Origin of the sequence: Pandoraea sp. XJJ-1, assembly GCF_026802345.1 — a bacterium.
In the GTDB taxonomy this organism is placed as follows: Bacteria; Pseudomonadota; Gammaproteobacteria; order Burkholderiales; family Burkholderiaceae; genus Pandoraea; species Pandoraea cepalis.
In genome coordinates, this window is sequence record NZ_CP113827.1 from 2,451,851 (window position 1) to 2,469,949 (window position 18,099).

Sequence of the window (18,099 nt, forward strand, 5' to 3'; positions counted from 1 at the left end):
CTCTATATTTAGCTGCCCTTATTGATGTGCTTGGGTCGGCTCAGAGTTCGGGAAATGAAGCATCCTAAGGCGTAGTCACCCCGTGACCACCCTGCGCCGACACTGCGAGGTTCGTTCCGTCTTGCAGTGACCCAATCAACGGGCAGGAAAAGTTTCCCTTTCGCGCATGGCAGGCACACACCAACTCGGACAGTACGGCCTCCATGCGCGCCAAGTCAGCCATTTTCTCGCGTACGTCCTTGAGCTTGTGCTCGGCAAGACCGCTGGCTTCCTCGCAATGGATGCCATCCTCCAGCCGCAGCAGCTGGGCGACCTCATCCAGACTGAAACCCAGTCGCTGGGCTGATTTCACGAACCGTACCCGCGTTACATCCGCCTCGCCATAGCGGCGGATGCTGCCATAGGGCTTGTCGGGCTCCGGCAATAATTTCTTGCGCTGATAGAACCGGATGGTTTCCACATTGACCTCGGCTGCCTTGGCGAAGGCCCCGATGGTCAGGTTCTTCATATCGTTTTTCATGGTACTTGACTCCGTACTTGACTACGGAAGTAACGTTACAGTATCAACCGAAGACCCGGAAGGAGAACCTCATGTCGGAACCAAAGGACGGTCGCGGCGCGTTGGCCGCCGGCGGCCTCGCCGCCGTCCTCGCCTCGACCTGCTGCCTCGGTCCGCTCGTGCTGGTCGCGCTCGGCTTCTCGGGCGCCTGGATCGGCAACCTAACCGTGCTGGAGCCGTACCGACCGATCTTCATCGGCGCGGCGCTCGTCGCGCTGTTCTTCGCCTGGCGCAGCATCTTCCCGCCGGTACAAACCTGCAAGCCGGGCGACATGTGCGCCGTGCCGCGAGTGCGGACGATCTACAAGTTGATCTTCTGGATCGTGGCGGCCTTGGTCGTGGTTGCCCTCGCTTTTCCCTATGTCCTGCCGCTGTTCTACTGAAAGGAGATTGCCATGAAGAAACTCGCCACCCTAGTCGCCTTGGCCGCCGCCCTGAGCGCACCCGCTTGGGCTGCAACCAAGACAGTCACCCTGTCTGTGCCTGGCATGACCTGCGCCGCGTGCCCGATCACGGTCAAGAAGGCACTTACCAAGGTGGACGGCGTAAAAAAGGCCGAAGTGAGATACGAAAAGCGGGAGGCCATCGTCACCTTCGACGACACCAAGACCAGCACCGAAGCCTTGACCAAGGCCACCGAGAACGCGGGCTATCCCGCTACAGCGAAGCAGTGAGGGCGTGATCATGGCCGAAGCGATCACCCTTCACATCGACGGCATGACCTGCACGACGTGCGCCGAGCACGTCCAGGAGGCTTTGAAGAACGTGCCTGGCGTGCGCTCGGCCTCGGTGTCCTATCCGCTACGGCAGGCTGATATCGAGGCGGACGCGGGTGCGCGCCTGGGACCGCTGGTTGCGGCCGTGGCCGCGCTCGGCTACCGCGCACGAGTTGCCGATACGCCGAACACGCCGGTCGTCGACCTGATGGGCAAGGCACTGGGTTGGCTGGGCGGTGATACGAAGCGCGGTGACGGTGAGCAGGCGCTGCACGTGGCCGTGATCGGCAGCGGTGGCGCGGCGATGGCGGCGGCATTGAAGGCCGTGGAGCTTGGGGCGCGCGTGACGCTGATCGAGCGCGGCACCCTTGGCGGCACGTGCGTGAACGTCGGGTGCGTGCCGTCCAAGATCATGATCCGTGCCGCGCACATCGGGCATCTGCGGCAGGCGAGCCCCTTCGATGCGGGGATCGGCGCCGTGGCGCCAGTGATCGACCGGCCGCGCCTGCTCGCCCAGCAGCAGGCGCGTGTAGACGAACTGCGCCATGACAAGTATGAAGGCATTCTGGCATCGAACCCGAACATCAACGTCCTGCATGGCGAGGTACGCTTCACGGGCGGCCACACGCTCGCCGTCACGCTGACCGCCGGCGGGGAACGCACGTTGTCGTTCGATCGCTGCCTGGTTGCCACGGGTGCAACCGCCGCGGTGCCGCCGGTTCCGGGCCTGAAGGAGACGCCCTACTGGACCTCGACCGAAGCGTTGGTGAGCGACGTTATCCCCAAACGGCTCGCGGTGATCGGCTCGTCGGTGGTCGCGCTGGAGCTGGCCCAGGCGTTTGCACGGCTGGGCAGTCACGTTACTGTCTTGGCCCGCCACACGTTGCTCTACCAGGAGGACCCGGCGGTCAGCGAAGCGGTGACGGCGGCCTTTCGCGCTGAGGACATCGAGGTGCTGACGCAGACCCAGGCGAGCCGGGTGTCACACGCCGATGACAGGTTCGTCCTCACCACGAATCACGGCGAAGTGCGGGCCGACCGGTTGCTGGTGGCAACGGGCCGCGCCCCCAACACTGGCACCCTGAACCTGGCGAGTGCCGGAGTACAGGTCGACGAGCGCGGCGCCATTGTGATCGACGCCGGCATGCGCACGAGCGCACCGGATATCTATGCCGCCGGCGACTGTAGCAGTCAGCCGCAGTTCGTCTATGTGGCGGCGGCAGCCGGCACGCGCGCGGCGATCAATATGACCGGCGGTGACGCGCGGCTCAATCTCGATGCGATGCCGGCAGTCGTCTTCACCGAGCCACAGGTCGCAACTGTGGGCTATAGCGAGGCGCATGCGCACCAGGCGGGCATCGAGACCGACAGTCGCACACTGACGCTCGACAATGTCCCGCGAGCGCTGGTGAACTTCGACACGCGCGGCTTCATCAAGCTGGTGGCGGAAGCCGGCAGCGGCCGGCTTATCGGCGTGCAGGCGGTGGCCCCCGAGGCGGGCGAACTCATCCAGACGGCCGCGATCGCGATCCGCGCCAGGATGACCGTGCAGGAACTCGCCGACCAGCTTTTCCCGTACCTGACGATGGTCGAGGGGCTCAAGCTAGCCGCGCAGACCTTCTCGAAGGACGTGAAGCAGCTCTCGTGTTGCGCCGGATAACTCGCAGGGGACAGCGATGACCTTTGCACATTTCACGGCCGAACTTGTCGAGCGCCTGACGCTGACCAACCGCTCGGAGGGCTTTGCGGATATCTTTGTCGCACTGCTGCGCGAACTCAGCAAAGGTGCGCCGGATTCTCCCGCCGCACTCGCGCTGGCGCTGGACTAGCCGTCGGGCGTGTGAACGCTGTACTCGCACAGGCGGTCTGCACCGTGTGGGATGACGTTGGCAACGTCGTTGGGTACGGTTTGACGTTGCGTGAGACCTCACATGTATTCAAGGTCGATGGTCGGCGTCTGTACACGTGGTGCGCCTTCGACACCTTATTCTTCGCTATCCTGATCGATCGGACGGCTCGCGTGACCTCGCGCTGCGCCAGCAGTAGGCCGCGACGCACCCCGGCATCGAGATCGTGCGGCTGGCGCTATCCGGCACCGCGACAGGAGTATATTCGTCAGCCAGCACAAGGGCATCGCCGTGGTCGGGCTGCTGGTGTTATTTGCCTTGTCGTTCACACGCGCGCTGCGCGCGTATTGTTTGCCGCGCTAATGTTCTGCTTGAAAACGATGATGTCGCGCGGGACAGTCGCACGAATGTCGGTCGCTTGCGCAGGTTGTCGTCATGCAATGATCGCCCTGCTCACAAGCGCGCCTTCACGGCGCGCTTGTGAGCAGGGATCTACACCAAATCGCCGGTCAAATGGATGCCATTCGTGGTCAGCGCATATTGCCCGTATGGCCCAGCGAATAGCGGCCGGGCTGTGGCCAGACAGTGAGCCCATGCGGCTCCATGCCGACCGGAATCGTCCGGACGGCACCCGTTGTCGTGTCGATCGCGTAGACCACGTCGTCGTACCGGCCGGATAGCCACAGCGTCTTGCCATCCGCGCTGACGTTGCCCATGTCCGGACTGCCACCGCCCGGAATCGTCCAGGTCGCGACAACCTTGCGTGTCGAAAAGTCGAGCACCGACACGCTGCCCTTGCCGTGCCGCGGCCCGTGCACGCGATTGGAGCCGCGATTGGCGATGTACAGGCGGGCGCCGTCGCGGCTCGGGTACAACCCATGCGTGCCGACACCGGTCTTGATGAAGCCGGTCTTCGTGAGGCTGTCACCGTCGACCACGAAAACCCCGTCGGCCATCATATCGGCGACATAGAACACCTTGCCGTCCGGCGAGACGCGGATGTCCTGTGGCATGCCCTTCTTTTCCAGCTCGAGGTAGCCGACGACCTTGCGATTGGCGAGATCGATCTTCGCCAACTTCCCGCCGAACTCACAGGTAAAGAGTGCGTACCTGCCGTCGATCGAAAAATCAGCGTGGTTAATGCCCTTGCACTCCGGTACGGACAGGCTCGACTTCAGCGCCATCGTATGCGGATCGCGAAAATCCAGTCGCGCGTGCGCTTCCGCGACCACGATCGCTTCCGCGCCATCCGGCGTGAAGTACATGTTGTAGGGATCATCAACCATGAGTTCCTTGCCGGGTTTGCCGGTCTTCGGGTCAATAGGTGTGAGGCTGCCGTCGGGTCGGCCTTCGGCGTTGTTGGCCACCCACAGCGTCTTCAGATCCCACGACGGAACGACGTGTTGCGGGCTGTAGCCGACGTGAAACTTTTCGACTACCTTGAACGTCGCCGGATCAATCACGTAGATGTCGTTGGAGCGAAGATTGGGCACATAGATCCGTGGCAACGCATCCGCCACCGCCGCGCTGAGGTGGCCGGTGCCCGCTTCGCTATACAGGTTGCTGGAGTTCACCACGGGTGGCATGCCAGCCATGGTGGCAATAGCCGTTGCTGCGGAGGCGATGCAGGTGACGCCTAATCCGGCCAGGGCAACGCCAAAAGACGATACGAGTAGCGGCAAACGACGATAACACTGATGCATGGTGAGGTCCGTTATAAGGGGAAGCAATAACTAAAGAGAGTCAGACGCAGGCGGATTCGTCAGTGGCCCGTAGTCTCTTTTTTGACGGCATTGATGGTCCGCGACACAATCGCATCGGTGCCCAATTGACCGAGTTCGGCTGTTGAGCGACGTGGATCGCCACCATAGACGCCGTCAGACGGGCCGAGTTTCGGACCGCTTCGCAACCGATCCTTCCGAACCATTTGCGGCGCCACCGCGAGCAGCAACGACGTGTCCGCAAGTCCCGCATGCGTGCCGATCTCGTCATACCGGTAGCCATGCTTGTGCAGAATTTCCGCGTAACCGTCCGAGCTGACGCTGTAATATTCCGCCGGCACGAAGGCCCGGGTCGCCGAGCCGGACCACGCCTTGTTGAGCTGGGCAACAGCCCGCCTGATGTCGTTCTGGTAACCGCCGTGATCACCTAGAAAGACAATGTTCCTGAATCCATGAACCTTGAAGCTGTTTGCGGCGGACTCAAGCGTTTTTTCGAACACGTCATCTGGCACAGTAATTGTGCCGGGGAAACGCATGTGGGAGGTTGGCGGTGCAAAGCTTCCCTCCGGCACATAGGCTATGACCGGAGCGACGAGCGCATTGCCCAGTCCTTCTGCAATGCGCTCGGACAGCACCTTCACGCGCGCGTTGTGCTTGCCGAGCGCAATATACGGTCCGCTTTGCTCCGTTCCACCGATGGGAATGATGATGGTGGTCCTGCCGGCCTGAATCTGGTCGCGGAGCTCGGTCCACGTCAGGTCGTCAAGGGATACGGTTTTCGGTGTTTGCGCAAAGAGGGCCTGCGTGGCCATGAGCAGAGTGGCGGCAGCGAAAGCGCGTGGTAGTGAAAAGCGCATGAAGGGTCCTCATGGAAAATGCGAATTGGGACTTCGCGTTCAAGGTGGCGTGGAAGCGGGAATCCAGCGATATAGCATCGGAATCGAAACGTCGAGGTTCGTCGCTACCGCTCTGGCTGGCACGCCACTAGCAAGCAGCGTTCTGGCGGAGGCGATCTTACTTTTGTTTTCGCCCGCCGGTACGACCAACGGGCCTGGCAGCAATCAGCCCAGCGCGAGTGCGCTCTGCAACCAGTTCGCCTCCAACTTCACTTACGCCAGTTCTCACTGTACGCACGCCAACTCGGCCTCCAGTTCGGTCGGTAGCTTCTGCTGCCTGCCGACCTACTGCAGCCTGTTCGCCTGCTCACGAAACTCGCTCGTGTATACCGCCTTGGGAATTCGATTCATGCATGCCTCCGTCTTTCACGATTGTACAAAACGTTGGCTTCCACCGTTTTTCAGCATCGCACTCCTTCGTCAAACACGGCGTTTTTCCATGCTTGTCGCACATGACAACATTGTCATTTGAAAGTAATGCCAGTGACGCCGCTCCACTGGTAGTATCGCCCGCAGTACGTTGACAAGCCGAATTATGCGGCATCGACTGGTGATTTCACCCCAGGCTTTGACGTATGCGCGCGTCGCTATTTCGCGCGAGAGAGAGTGAGTCTGCTGGCAGCATTAACACGGCTGACATCACGAATTGGTGATTCTCTCAACCAATATCAACTGGATACTGATAGATGCGATCTCATCTCAGCAGACGAACCTTCATTCGAGGCATAGGCGCGGCGGGACTCGTCGGTGGATTGGGTGTCTGGCGTCCGCAAGTGTGGGCCATGTCGAGTCCCGGACAGCCTAATGTGCTTGTGGGTAACGACTTCGACTTATCCATTGCGGAAGCGCCGATCAATATCACGGGTAGAGAGCGAACGGCCACACTGATTAACGGAACGTTGCCAGGCCCGGTCTTACGGTGGAAAGAGGGGGATGTTGTAACGTTGCGTGTTGCGAATCGCATGTCCACTCAGACGTCGATTCACTGGCATGGAATTCTTTTGCCGACCAATATGGATGGCGTCCCGGGCCTGAGTTTTGACGGGATTGCCCCCGGTGAGACGTACACATACCGCTTCAAGATCAAGCAACACGGAACCTATTGGTACCACAGCCATTCGTCTCTGCAAGAGCAAACCGGGGTATATGGCCCGTTGGTGATCGAACCCAAGGATCCCGAGCCGTTCAAGTACGACCGGGACTATGTTGTCATGCTGTCCGATTGGACCGACGAGGATCCTAGGCGCATTAAGGCCAAGCTCAAAAAGCAATCGAACTATTACAACTTCCATCAAAGGACGCTCGGAGATTTCATCCGAGATGTCAAGAAAGATGGGCTAGGTGCGACGATCGCCGACCGCAAGATGTGGGCCGAGATGCGGATGAGCCCGACGGATCTTGGCGACGTCAGCGCCTACACCTATACATACTTGGTCAACGGCTTGGCGCCGAACGGAAACTGGACCGGCATCTTCCGCCCGGGCGAGCGCATTCGTCTGCGCTTCATCAACGCCTCGGCGATGACCTATTTCGATGTCCGAATCCCGGGACTCAAAATGACGGTAGTGGCGGCCGATGGACAACCCGTCAAACCCGTCGGTGTAGAAGAGTTTCGAATTGCCGTCGCCGAGACCTACGACGTCATCGTGGAGCCCACCTCGGAAGCGGCCTATACCATTTTCGCCCAGTCCATGGACCGCACGGGTTTCGCGCGTGCCACTTTGGCCGTGCGCGAAGGGCTTGCGTCCGAGATTCCAGCGCTCGACCCACGCCCACTAGTGACGATGGACGATATGGGGATGGGAGGTATGGCTGGCATGGATCACGGCTCCATGCAAGGAATGAATGGCATGTCGAGCACGAGCGGCGATTCGATGCAGGGCATGAGCGGCATGGCCGGAATGGATCATGGTTCCATGCAAGGTATGAATGGCATGTCGAGCATGAACGGCGATTCGATGCAAGGCATGAGCGGCATGGCCGGCATGGATCATGGTTCCATGCAAGGTATGAATGGCATGTCGAGCATGAACGGCGATTCGATGCAGGGCATGAGCGGCATGGCCGGAATGGATCATGGTTCCATGCAAGGCATGGATGGCATGTCGAGCATGAGCGGCCATTCGATGTCGGGGACGGGCGAAATGCAGTCTCATCCTGCGTCCGAGAACGGTAACCCGCTTGTTGACGCACAGGCCATGAATCCGACCTCGAAGCTCAATGACCCGGGCATTGGATTGCGTAACAACGGTCGGCGCGTGCTTACCTACGCAGATCTGCGTAGTACCTTCGCCGATCCTGACGGACGGGACCCGACGCGAACGATTGAATTGCACTTGACTGGGCATATGGAAAAGTTCGTCTGGTCGTTCAACGGCGTCAAATTTAGCGACTCCCAGCCGATTCGCCTCAAGTATGGCGAACGGGTCCGCCTCGTGTTGGTAAACGACACCATGATGACCCATCCCATACATCTTCATGGAATGTGGAGCGACTTGGAAGACGAGCAAGGGCGCTTCATGGTGCGCAAACACACTATCGACATTGCTCCGGGCTCCAAACGCAGTTACCGCGTAACGGCCGACGCGCTCGGACGATGGGCGTACCACTGCCACCTGCTTTTCCACATGGAGACTGGCATGTTCCGTGAAGTAGTCGTCGAGGAGTAAAGGTTCTCATGATTAAAAAACTGCAATTCGGGAAGGCTGCAGCGACTGCCTTGACCGTGATATTTTCCGCAGCAGCATCTCTTTCTGCGATGGCCGCATCGGATGCAACGACTTCAGTATCGAGCCCATTGACCTCTATGGGCGATGCCACTATGCAATCGATGGGGTCTCCGTCTAAAGGTGTCCCGTCACCCGTGCCACCGTTGACGGACGAAGATCGAAAAGCGGTCTTCACCGGCGGCCATATGCACGACATGGGCGATAAGGAAACCAACTACTTCTTTCTGTTCGATAACCTGGAATGGCAAAAAAGTCAGGGGGGCAACGTATTGAACTGGAATGGGTCAGGATGGATCGGTGGTGACATTGACCGCCTCTGGCTTCGCACGGAAGGCAAGCGAGCCGGCGGCAAGCTCGGGGACGCAGAAGTTCAGGCGCTTTGGGGCCACTCCATCAGTCCGTGGTGGGACGTGGTGGCCGGCGTTCGCCACAACTTCAAACCGGGAACTTCGCAAACCTGGGGAGCGCTTGGCATACAAGGGCTCGCGCTCTACAACTTCGAAGCGCAAGCAACCGCATTTGTCGGACAACGTGGTCAAACTGCCGTACGCCTGGAAGGCACGTATGACTTTCTTATCACGAATCGTTTGATCCTCCAGCCATCGCTGGAAGTCAACATGTACGGGAAAAACGACGCGGCAAGAGAGCAGGGAGCCGGCGTGGCCAACAGCTCGCTGGGCTTGCGTTTGCGATACGAAGTCGATCGTCAATTGGCGCCGTACATTGGTGTGACTTGGGAAAGATCATACGGCAACACTGCGCGCATCCTGGAGCAGGAAGGTGGGCGCCGTAATGAGGTGTTATTCCTTGCCGGCGTGCGTGCCTGGTTCTGACGTAACGGCGACATTCGTCGATGTTCAGTTGTCCCGTAGAAGTTCTCTCATTGCTTGACACGGGACGCTTTAATGCTTCTCAATTTCTTACTGCAAAGGATATTTGCCATGTCGCGCCAACGCTTTTTCTCGAAGTCACTTGTCGGAGCCGCTGGTCTGGTCATTGCCTCGGCCGCATTTGCACATCCGAAGCTGCTGTCCTCGACCCCTCAGGACAACGCTGAAGGACCTGCGCCGCAAAAAATCGAACTTCACTTTTCCGAGAATCTGATGACGCAATTCTCGGGGGCCAATCTGATCATGACCGGCATGCCCGGCATGTCGGATCACGCCGCAATGAAAGTCGCCGCGAAGATTTCCGGGGGCGAAGACCCCAAGGTGATGGTGATTGCGCCGGCTCAACCGTTGACGACGGGAACCTACCGCGTGGATTGGCGTGCGGTGTCTTCTGACACACACCCGATCACCGGAAAGATCACGTTTATGGTGAAGTGAGCATCATGGACAGCTGGGTAAACATCGCCATTCGGTTCGCGCTCTATCTGGACCTCATGTTGCTCTTTGGCTTGCCACTTTTTGGCCTGTATGCCTTAAAGCATGACGAGCGCCGTTCGTCACGGATCACGAAGCAGTTTGCCATTATTCTTGGCGGTGCTGCCACCGCCGGGATCGCGCTGTCCTTACTTAGCATGATCGTTCTGGCAAAGATGATGACGGGTGCGGAAGACTATTCCAGCGTGAGCCAACACGCGTTGGGAATGATCATATCCGGTACCGCGCTCGGCACGGTATGGGTGCTCCGCCTCATGGCGTTGGTTGTCGTTCTTGCCATCACACCCACACTGCTGCGTCGCCCGACCGTCGGACTCGCCCTCGCCGCGATTGGTGGCGCGGTTGCACTGGCGTCGTTGGCGTGGGGCGGCCATGGCGCGATGGACAGTGGCGACAAGGGGTTGATCCATCTTTCGGCCGACATTCTCCATCTCGCGGCGGCGGGCGGATGGATCGGGGCGCTGACGGCGTTCGTGTTGCTTCTTCGCGTGGACGATGCCTCACCCAGTCAGCGGCTTGAAACGCTGCAGCGGACCTTGGCCGGATTCGCCGTGGTCGGGACGGCGATCGTCCTCACACTGGTCGCCACGGGCTTGATCAACTACGGCATGATTTCCGGCCAGACACTGAGTGGACTGACGACGACGCTATATGGCCAGCTCCTGCTTACAAAACTGGGCTTCTTTGCATTGATGCTTGCACTCGCGGCGGCCAATCGGTACCACCTGACGCCACGGCTCGAAGCAAAGATGCAAATTGGGGATTACGCGGACGCAGTTGGTGCTTTGCGTAAGAGTCTGCTGATTGAGTCGAGTGCCGCCACGGCTATCCTCGTGCTGGTCTCGGTACTCGGCATCCAAAGCCCTCAATGAGTAGGTGGCGCCATGAGCATGCCCGCGGGCTGGAGCAAAGTGGGGCCTGTCAGAAATTTCGTGTTTGAGGCATAACATGTCGCCAAGGAGTGACCATGCCTCGTAAACCGAAACCCCCACCGGCGGAGCTGCCGACGATCCCCGCCGAGCTGCTTGAGCAGTTCGCCAACGGTCCGATGACGGCCGACGCCATCAATGCCGCATCGCGCTGGCCTTCAAGAAAGCATTGATCGAGCGGGCGCTGGGCGGCGAAATGAACCACCATCTCGGCTACCTACCGGGCACGGCCAAACCGGCCAGTCATGACGAACGTGATATCGCTGACCTAGGCCCGATTGGGTAGCCAGCCGTCGAAACGACAGCTCGAGCATTTCGGCACTGACTTTTCTGACATCCGTCCCGAACAAACAGGAAATTAACAAATTCCTGCTGTACGAGGAGTCGGGGCAGGGTCAGAACGGCTCGAATGCGGTCTTCGTACGAGCGACGTCGCCCCAACGGCTACGAATAGTAATTTTCTGATTGCAAAGTTGTAATCTCAGAGTAATCGGCTCGCAGTGGGCGCGCCAGTAAAATGTTTAGGCCATAATGCAACCACCGGAAAATGAACCATGAAGGCGATCCCGCTGGCCGTACTTCTTTTGCCAATCACGCTCGCCGGATGCACGGCAATGTTGCCTTACGATCGTCGTTCCGAACAAGCCGCAATCACAGAAGCCGAAAATATATCTCGCGAAGACATCCTTTTCACCTCCCGTTGCGAGTTCGCGCTCGTTCCCAACGGACTTGGTACCGGGATTTTCTATCAAGGCGTGTGCCTTGCGAGCAAAAACAAACTTTACTTGCGGCGCATCGACCGGACAACCGGAACGAGCACGACATTCCGCGTGTATTCCGCCGGGCAACTATTGTCTGCCTCGATCTTTTCCGGGGTCTTCTCGGACCAACTTCAGCTACGGCTTCCGCAGTACGTGATTGCCTTGCACATGAAGCGTGACGGGATGCAAGGCTTTGCTTGGGAAATCGACAGTTCCGCTACCCGCAAGCTATTCCAAATACTTCAGTCGCAAGGGATAACCGCTGTGCCGTCACTTACGAGAATAGCCTCACTTCCCACGACGGGAACTCGCACTATTTACGTGCCGATTCCGATGCCCTGATGCAGTCATACGGTCAACGCAATGGCCATCGGCAGTACATTGGTGTCGCCAACCATGGGCACCTTCGATCTGTGACTTTGCCGTCGATTTAGAATCGCCCCACGCCCGAGTCGCTTTGCGGCCAAAGTAGTTGACGCTCTACAGGAGAGACCGAATGCGCATTCTCATCGTTGAAGATGAGTCGAAGACCGCCGCATATATCCGGAAAGGGTTGACCGAAGCCGGTTACACGGCCGACTTGGCGGTCAACGGTAAAGATGGCCTATTCCTGGCCCTGCACGAGGAGTTTGATCTCATCATCCTCGATATTATGCTGCCGGAACTGGATGGCATTCAAGTATTGAAGGCCCTTCGGGAAGAGAAGCAGACACCGGTGCTTCTTTTAACGGCACGCGATACGCTCGATGACAAGATACGGGGCTTTAACTTGGGGGCTGATGATTACTTGGTCAAGCCGTTTGCGTATGCTGAACTGCTGGCGCGAATTCGATCCTTGCTGCGCCGTTCCCCTCGCCGCCTGCCAGACATATTGGAAGTCGCTGATTTGAGCGTCGACATCGTCGGCCGCAAGGTAAAACGGGGTGACGCGCGCGTGGACCTGACAGCCAAAGAATTTGCATTGCTGCAGCTTCTCATCGAAAAGCACGGAGAAGTATTATCGCGAACGCTGATCGCATCGCACGTATGGGATATGAATTTTGACAGTGACTCTAACGTCGTTGACGTCGTAATTCGACGGCTGCGTGCGAAAATCGACGACCCTTTCGAGAAAAGATTGATTCACACGGTCCGAGGCATGGGGTACGTCCTGGAGGATCGGAAGTGAGGCTCATCCGGCCGAAGTCACTCACGTTCCGCCTGACGGCTGCGTTTGGGGTGGTGGCTGTTCTCGTTTTTGCCTTGTCGAGCACGTTCCTATATCGCTCTCTGGCAGCCCAGCTTGAGCGACGGGATGACCTGGAAATCATTGGTAAGTTGACGCAGTTCCAGAGCATACTGAAAGAGTCGAAATCCGAGAGTGGCGTGATGCGTGACTCGCACATCTTCTTGGATGTTGTCGCGTCCCACCCAGGACTCAGCATGGCGTTGCGGGACATGTCCGGCAAAGTGCTTGTCAGCAGCTCCGCCGGTATGTCCGCAGAGTTGTTGGATCGTTTGGGTCTAGCGAGCAACGCTGGTGCGCCATTTGACTTGACTTTCGATGGTCAGCAAAAGGCACGTGCCATTGCTTTCATTGAGCGTTTGGCCGACGGCACTCGTATTCAGATCATCTTTATTCGTTCGTCAAAAGACCGAAGCGAATTGCTTGCCGTCTATCGACAGGATCTTTGGGGCGCCGCCGCTGCGGGCGCAATGCTTGTCGGGATTCTCGGCTACGCTGTTACGCGCACGGGCTTGAGACCCGTCAAGGATATTGGCATGCAAACCCATTCGATCGAGGCCAGTCGCTTGAGCGAGCGACTCAAAATCGCGCTCGCCCCCGACGAGTTGCAGGACATTGCTGAGGCCATTAACAGGATGCTGGATCGCTTGGAGGACGCTTTTCGTCGCCTCACCCAGTTTTCCTCGGACATCGCGCACGACATCAGAACACCATTGTCGAACCTTATTAGCTCGACGCAAGTCACGCTGTCCCGCCCAAGAACGCTGGACGAGTATCAGTCACTTCTAGAGTCGCACATGGAAGAATATGACCGACTTCGCAGGATGGTAGAGAATATGTTGTTTTTGGCACGCGCTGACAATGCAAAACATGCATTGCGTCTCGAATGGCTCGACGCCAACACAGAACTGACCAATATCGCGTCATATTTCGAAGCGGTCGCAGAGGAGCGTGAGTTGTGCATCCGCGTCAGTGCCGAAGGGCTGATATTCGCCGACCCGACGCTCCTTAGACGAGCGGTGAGTAATCTGGTTTCCAACGCGTTGGTATTTTCGACGCAAGGGACTTGTATCGAATTGCACTCAAGAATGCTTGGGCGGGAAACGATCATCAGCGTATGCAATCAGGGGCAGGACATTCCAGGCGAGCATTTGGAGCGCTTGTTCGATCGCTTCTACCGCGCGGACGCATCGCGTCATACGTCAGCCGGGAATTCTGGGCTGGGACTCTCGATCGTAAAATCCATCATGGAGTTACATCACGGTAACGTGCAAGCCGAAAGCCAGCATGGGACGACCACGTTCTTCTTGACCTTTCCCGGTGGTGAGGTGCAAAGAGGCTGTGTCCGGAGGATTTGATGATCGTTCGTAGTTGCGATTTGATGCTCTCAATGGCATTCTTGGTCTAGCAGGCTGCTGAAATACCTCGACGCGAGGTCATCCGCCGCGCGGGGGTAAACGTTGCATGAAGGTACCCCAGAAACGGTGATGGAAACGATGCGCGGCCCCGACAGCTATACCGAATCGATGTTCACGATGAGCAAGTTGGACGATTTCATTCCGGCGAACCACCCGCTGCGACCGATTCGGCAATGGTTGAACGAGACGTTGGTCAGAATGGACAGCGTGTTTGCGCGGATGTCCGAACGCGACGGCAAGGTCGCGGTAGCAAAGAGCAACCAGCGTTGGTGCTCGGACGGCTTTGAGTTTCGTTGCGATAATGGCGAGCCGCTGCGCGTCACGTTCGCGCTGGATTGCTGCGACCGTGAAGCGATGAGCTGGGCGGCGACGACCGGCGGCCACAGTGGCGATGTGGTGCGCGACGTGATGCTCGCCGCCGTCGAAAATCGTTTTGGCGCCGCGCTGAGCGCGCCGGCTGAAATCGAATGGCTGACGGATAACGGTTTGGGCTATACGGCGGACAACACCCGCAGCTTTGCGGCGTCCATCGGCTTGAAGCCGTTGACGACGCCGGTGTGCAGCCCGCAGAGCAACGGCATGGCGAAAAGCTTCGTGAAGACGATGAAACGTGACTATGTCGCCTTCATGCCGAAGCCCGACGCGGCAACGGCTGCGCGCAACTTGGCCATTGCATTCGAGTACTACAACGAGAAACATCCTCACAGCGCGTTGAAATATCGCTCGCCGCGCGAGTTCCGACGCAGGACCGATTCATCAACCTTAGTGTGAGGCGGTGTCCGGAAGTACGGGGGCAAATCCACCCGATCCGGACGCGGAGAACTTTGTGCTAACGGCTACCTCGGTAAATCGAGTGTACCCCCCAGTTGGGATCCGACTGCGTCGATTGCGAACCTTTGCTTAAAGAGGCGCACCCCGCGGCAAGCAACGTCAAAATTGTGATAGCTATGATTTTGGCCATGATGATCTCCGTTGGGACTCTGGACGAAAAGCGCTCGGTCGTGCCGGCAACGTATGTCTCGAGCGCGGCACGCGAATTTTCTCGTGCCGCGCTCGAGAGATCTACCTTCACTTTAGACGCGTCGCGAAGGCGATCAAGCGATGACTTCGATTAGAACTTGTGACGCAGGCCGACGCGCAAAGCAACTTGCTTGTCGGTGCTGGAGGCGCCGAGGCCGTAGATTTCTGCGTTCTTCGCGTCGCCCGCAGCCTTTTGGTACACACCCATGACATAGGCGTCCGTACGCTTGGACAACCAGTAGTCGACACCCAAATTCACTTGATGGTACTTGGGCTTCGAACCAAGACGATCGAACTTCGCGTTGGTGTAGGTGTACATCGCAGCGATTTGCAGCGCCGGAGTCAACATGTACTTCGCATTGACCTCATAGTTGTCCACCTTGATATCGCTGCCGCCGGCGACGAAGCTGCTGTTCTTGAGCTTCGTGTTCGTATACAACAAGCCAATAGTCGCAGGACCGAATGCATACGAGCCACCTACGCCAAACACACGCAGTTGATCGGCTTGCTGCAAGGGGGTAGCGCCAAACACCGTTTTATCGAGGGTACCGCCATTGTCGTAGACAGCGGCGCTAGGATTATTGACATTCAGGTAGGCGGCACCCAACGTCAGCGGGCCGTTTGCGTAGCCGGTGCCAACGCTAAAAGCACGGTTCGTCGCGAACTGCCCCGCCTGACCACCGAAGCTGAACATGCCGCCAAACGTCAGCCCGTTGTAGTTGACACTTGTATATTTGACGGAGTTGTTGGTCCGGAAGCTGTTGTCGATATTGTCCACATCGCCGAAATGGGCACCGTACAGACCAAAAGACGGCACGGAGCTTACCGGCTGTAGGAAGTCGACCACCGAGTCATATTGGCGGCCTAGGGTCACTGTGCCGAGGCGATTGCTGCTTAGCCCAACGTACGATTGGCGTCCGAACATCCGCCCGCCTTGCTGAGATTGCCCAGAGAATACGTCGAAGCCGTTTTCCAGATTGAAGATGGCTTTCAGGCCACCGCCCAGATCCTCCGAACCGCGCAGCCCCCAGCGGGACCCTTGGGCGACGCCGCTTTGCGCAAGCCAGTTCGAACCACCTTGAATGTTGCCATTCGTATCCTTGAACGCCTGCTTGCTGACATAGGTCACGCCAGCGTCAATGACGCCATACAGCGTGACGTTGGATTGTGCTTGTGCTGCTGAAAAAGCCCCCAAAAGTGCCATCGCGAGAAGTGTCTTCTTCATGTATTCATCTCCATAACCATCAATGATTAAACCAGTTTGGTTGCGTAATCAGGAGGACTCGGATTGGTCACGAGAAATGAATCGCCGCATGCGGCATCTCGGTGCCTACCGACCCTCCGTATTGATCACAGACCGAATTGTATGGAGCGGCTCTCGTCAGGGGCATCGCAATTTTGTTGAAATCTTTTTTCAACAAATTAAAAAAATAAATTTTTTAATAAATATCCATACAAATCAATGAATTTCAGCATCCAAGGCAATGCCATTAGGTAACCGCACCAAATGGGAATGTTGCGATGAAACAACTATCAATATTTCTCGGCAAAAAAACGCGGCCAGAGGCCGCGTTAACTTTTGGAGATCGGCTCAACATCGAACTGATCTTCTTCTCGCAACGAAATTATAAAACACGAAGAATAGATATTTATCACCAAAACCTTGAAAAGTCTTTTCTAAATATTGCGTTGATTCTAGCTAGAGACTCACCCCTTGCCCGAAGTGCTCAATCGCCATCTCGACGAAGGTGCGTGTCTTCGCTGATATATTACGACGCCCAGGATAGATCAATGCAACTTCAAACTCATTGCCACTGACCTGCCAACCCGGGAGGATCTGCCCCAATTCACCTTGAGCGAGCTCATCGGCAATCATGGTTTGAGGCAGGACGGCGCCCCCCATGCCCGCCTTCACGGCCTGCTTGAGCATGAGAAGATTGTTCGCTGCATACACCGGATCGAATGAAACGCATTCGTTGGCGTTCTCCTTGGTGAAGCGAAGCGTGGGGTTTCGTGCATCCGTTTGCAGGCAAAGAAGCGGAAACTTGCGCAAGTCCTGCGGAGCCGTCGGACTACCGTGTTCCTGAGTCAGCTCTGCAGATGCAACGGCGACGGCCGCCACCGATAGCAGCGGACGGCTCACCACGCGTGTGCTATTGACTTGAACTGGCGCAAGCATGCCGACGTCATACCCGTCTTCTATGAAGTTCACGCTTCCATCGAACAAGTCAACGGCCAGATGCACGGAGGGATACCTCAATCGATACAGGGTCAGAAGTGGCGTCAATGCTTGCAAGGAGAACGTCGTGGACGATGCGATACGCAGCTCTCCTGAGGGCATACGAGAAGCGTTTTCAACCCCTGCCTCCATCTCATCAAGTTGATCGAATATCTGGCGACAGCCGCGCGCATACAGACGTCCCGTTTCGGTCAGCGAAAGGCGGCGCGTGGTGCGATTGAGTAGGCGTGCGCCCAAATGTTCTTCGAGTAACGCAACGTACCGTGTGACCACCGCATTTGAAAGATTAAGCTTTGCGGCTGCGCTTCCAAAGCTGCCGGTTTCGGCAACATTCAGAAACACTCTCACGGCTTGCAATTGATTCATTGTCTCGGCCGAATGTCATTTGATATTTTTTGCGACATCGCGTAGGTGGGAAGTTCTACGTCGCTTGTCTGCGGCATGCCGATTGTCGCGTCCTGAGCACGTTGTGCTCGGAGGCGCTGGCAGCACATGCTCGCTGCAGAGATGACTGCCCATCAGAAGGATCCGCCAAATTGCCCTGGCAACATCGCGGACTTGTGGCGCCACGGCCTTTTCGCGGCACCACAAATCGTGAAAGTCCGATTTGCGCTTCGCTCCGTCGACTACGCAGACCGGCAATGGCACACCTCA

The 18,099-nt window shown here is 57.7% G+C and carries 17 protein-coding genes and 4 pseudogenes; 16 read left to right on the top strand and 5 right to left on the bottom strand.

All coding sequences use genetic code 11. The annotated features are described in order from the left end of the window. Positions 1 to 64: 64 nt before the first annotated feature. Positions 65 to 520 carry an Hg(II)-responsive transcriptional regulator gene (gene merR / locus OYT13_RS11090; protein ID WP_268567725.1) on the bottom strand — a complete coding sequence of 152 codons (456 nt, stop codon included), beginning with the start codon at positions 518 to 520 and terminating at the stop codon, positions 65 to 67. Positions 521 to 591: 71 nt separating this feature from the next. On the opposite strand from merR, the gene merT reads away from it, so the two are divergent. The 5 genes and pseudogenes from merT to merB form a co-directional block, all read left to right on the top strand. Next, positions 592 to 942 (top strand): mercuric ion transporter MerT, encoded by a 351-nt coding sequence (gene merT / locus OYT13_RS11095; RefSeq protein WP_268567726.1) that lies wholly within the window; start codon positions 592 to 594, stop codon positions 940 to 942. A 12-nt stretch (positions 943 to 954) separates the two neighbouring features. After that, positions 955 to 1,233 (top strand): mercury resistance system periplasmic binding protein MerP, encoded by a 279-nt coding sequence (merP, locus tag OYT13_RS11100; RefSeq protein ID WP_268567727.1) that lies wholly within the window; start codon positions 955 to 957, stop codon positions 1,231 to 1,233. 10 nt (positions 1,234 to 1,243) lie between these two features. Beyond that, the gene (gene merA, locus OYT13_RS11105; protein WP_268567728.1) at positions 1,244 to 2,935 is read left to right on the top strand and encodes a mercury(II) reductase; all 1,692 of its coding nucleotides are present in this window, start codon (positions 1,244 to 1,246) and stop codon (positions 2,933 to 2,935) included. A gap of 16 nt (positions 2,936 to 2,951) precedes the next feature. Next, positions 2,952 to 3,104 (top strand): hypothetical protein, encoded by a 153-nt coding sequence (locus OYT13_RS11110; protein WP_268567729.1) that lies wholly within the window; start codon positions 2,952 to 2,954, stop codon positions 3,102 to 3,104. A gap of 44 nt (positions 3,105 to 3,148) precedes the next feature. Next, positions 3,149 to 3,394 (top strand): annotated as a pseudogene (gene merB, locus OYT13_RS11115) (organomercurial lyase); the annotation flags it as partial. 258 nt (positions 3,395 to 3,652) lie between these two features. On the opposite strand, the gene OYT13_RS11120 reads toward merB, so the two are convergent. Beyond that, positions 3,653 to 4,825, bottom strand: a complete 1,173-nt coding sequence (locus tag OYT13_RS11120; protein ID WP_268567730.1) for a YncE family protein — start codon at positions 4,823 to 4,825, stop codon at positions 3,653 to 3,655. A gap of 59 nt (positions 4,826 to 4,884) precedes the next feature. Then, positions 4,885 to 5,700 carry a creatininase family protein gene (locus tag OYT13_RS11125; protein ID WP_268567731.1) on the bottom strand — a complete coding sequence of 272 codons (816 nt, stop codon included), beginning with the start codon at positions 5,698 to 5,700 and terminating at the stop codon, positions 4,885 to 4,887. Between OYT13_RS11125 and OYT13_RS25250 the strand changes: the two genes are divergently transcribed. From OYT13_RS25250 to OYT13_RS11180, 11 genes and pseudogenes are all read left to right on the top strand, one after another. Then, entirely contained in the window at positions 5,699 to 6,211 is a 513-nt protein-coding gene (locus tag OYT13_RS25250; protein WP_268567732.1) for a hypothetical protein, read from the top strand. The two genes, OYT13_RS11125 and OYT13_RS25250, sit on opposite strands and share 2 nt — an antisense overlap. A 214-nt stretch (positions 6,212 to 6,425) precedes the next feature. Continuing rightward, positions 6,426 to 8,408, top strand: coding sequence for a copper resistance system multicopper oxidase (locus OYT13_RS11135; RefSeq protein ID WP_268567733.1), 1,983 nt, complete (start codon positions 6,426 to 6,428; stop codon positions 8,406 to 8,408). Between the two features lie 8 nt (positions 8,409 to 8,416). Beyond that, the gene (locus tag OYT13_RS11140) at positions 8,417 to 9,301 is read left to right on the top strand and encodes a copper resistance protein B (RefSeq protein ID WP_268567734.1); all 885 of its coding nucleotides are present in this window, start codon (positions 8,417 to 8,419) and stop codon (positions 9,299 to 9,301) included. A gap of 108 nt (positions 9,302 to 9,409) precedes the next feature. Continuing rightward, a complete protein-coding gene (gene copC, locus OYT13_RS11145; RefSeq protein ID WP_268567735.1) occupies positions 9,410 to 9,796 on the top strand; it encodes a copper homeostasis periplasmic binding protein CopC in 387 nt (128 codons plus the stop codon). A gap of 5 nt (positions 9,797 to 9,801) precedes the next feature. Beyond that, on the top strand, positions 9,802 to 10,725 hold the full coding sequence (gene copD, locus OYT13_RS11150) for a copper homeostasis membrane protein CopD (RefSeq protein ID WP_268567736.1): 924 nt from the start codon (positions 9,802 to 9,804) through the stop codon (positions 10,723 to 10,725). Between the two features lie 95 nt (positions 10,726 to 10,820). Continuing rightward, positions 10,821 to 11,023, top strand: a pseudogene (locus OYT13_RS11155) (IS256 family transposase); the annotation flags it as partial. A 313-nt stretch (positions 11,024 to 11,336) separates the two neighbouring features. After that, complete coding sequence (locus tag OYT13_RS11160; protein WP_268567737.1) at positions 11,337 to 11,885, top strand: hypothetical protein; 549 nt, start codon at positions 11,337 to 11,339, stop codon at positions 11,883 to 11,885. 154 nt (positions 11,886 to 12,039) lie between these two features. Next, positions 12,040 to 12,711, top strand: coding sequence for a heavy metal response regulator transcription factor (locus OYT13_RS11165; RefSeq protein WP_268567738.1), 672 nt, complete (start codon positions 12,040 to 12,042; stop codon positions 12,709 to 12,711). Next, a complete protein-coding gene (locus OYT13_RS11170) occupies positions 12,708 to 14,126 on the top strand; it encodes a heavy metal sensor histidine kinase (protein WP_268567739.1) in 1,419 nt (472 codons plus the stop codon). Before OYT13_RS11165 ends, OYT13_RS11170 begins: the two co-directional genes overlap by 4 nt. 138 nt (positions 14,127 to 14,264) lie before the next feature. After that, a pseudogene (locus OYT13_RS11175) lies at positions 14,265 to 14,426 on the top strand (IS5/IS1182 family transposase); the annotation flags it as partial. After that, positions 14,418 to 14,957 (top strand): annotated as a pseudogene (locus OYT13_RS11180) (DDE-type integrase/transposase/recombinase); the annotation flags it as partial. The pseudogenes OYT13_RS11175 and OYT13_RS11180, both read left to right, overlap by 9 nt. Before the next feature lie 340 nt (positions 14,958 to 15,297). On the opposite strand, the gene OYT13_RS11185 reads toward OYT13_RS11180, so the two are convergent. Both OYT13_RS11185 and OYT13_RS11190 read right to left on the bottom strand, forming a co-directional pair. Then, positions 15,298 to 16,431, bottom strand: coding sequence for a porin (locus OYT13_RS11185; RefSeq protein ID WP_268567740.1), 1,134 nt, complete (start codon positions 16,429 to 16,431; stop codon positions 15,298 to 15,300). A 474-nt stretch (positions 16,432 to 16,905) separates the two neighbouring features. Continuing rightward, the gene (locus OYT13_RS11190; RefSeq protein ID WP_268567741.1) at positions 16,906 to 17,811 is read right to left on the bottom strand and encodes a LysR family transcriptional regulator; all 906 of its coding nucleotides are present in this window, start codon (positions 17,809 to 17,811) and stop codon (positions 16,906 to 16,908) included. Positions 17,812 to 18,099: the final 288 nt, after the last annotated feature.